This is a genomic window from Bartonella sp. AC329YNZD, from assembly GCF_042196685.1.
Classification (GTDB): Bacteria; Pseudomonadota; Alphaproteobacteria; order Rhizobiales; family Rhizobiaceae; genus Bartonella.
In genome coordinates this window covers 1-577 of record NZ_JBHIQS010000121.1, presented here as the reverse complement: position 1 = coordinate 577, position 577 = coordinate 1, and the positions used below count along the sequence as shown (strand labels likewise).

At 35.5% G+C, this 577-nt stretch carries 1 protein-coding gene; it reads right to left on the bottom strand.

Annotated elements, in window-relative coordinates; all coding sequences use genetic code 11:
- Window positions 1-431, bottom strand: a 431-nt coding sequence (locus tag ACFIMW_RS09515; protein ID WP_375608930.1) for a DNA methyltransferase, incomplete at its 3' end; no start/stop codon positions are given.
- Window positions 432-577: the final 146 nt, after the last annotated feature.

Sequence of the window (577 nt, the reverse complement as noted above, 5' to 3'; positions counted from 1 at the left end):
ATGAAATTTTGGCGACCAAAAATTTCATCCATCATCACTTTTAGATAGGCTTGTTCATCATCATCAATGGAAATCCAGATACTTCCATCATCTGCCAATAAGCGATGTAACAATTCTAGCCTGTCTCTCATAAGGCTTAGCCATAGGGAATGCTCCAAACCATCTTCATAATGTTCAAAGGCATTGCCTGTATTATAAGGTGGATCTATGTAGACACATTTTACCTTCCCCGTATATTCTTGCTCAAGTGCCTTGAGTGCGAGTAAATTATCACCAAAAATAAGTTTATTATCAAAAATATCCTGTGATGATATTTGATGCGCGGCATGATAAGATTTTTCAAGATCTTCTAACAATATACGAGGTTCCAGTTTGGGGCGTTTTTCTTTTCCAATCCAGTTAAGTTCTAATTTCTGTTTATTACGGCTCATTCGTAACCTGCCTCGTTGATATTTATCCAAATAGATCTAATTCTTGTTGTGATATCTTTATCTTTTTCACTTTCTTTTACCACAATCATTGGTTCAAGATTGGCTACATTTAAACTATAATCATCCCTTCCCCATTCGCATTTTTC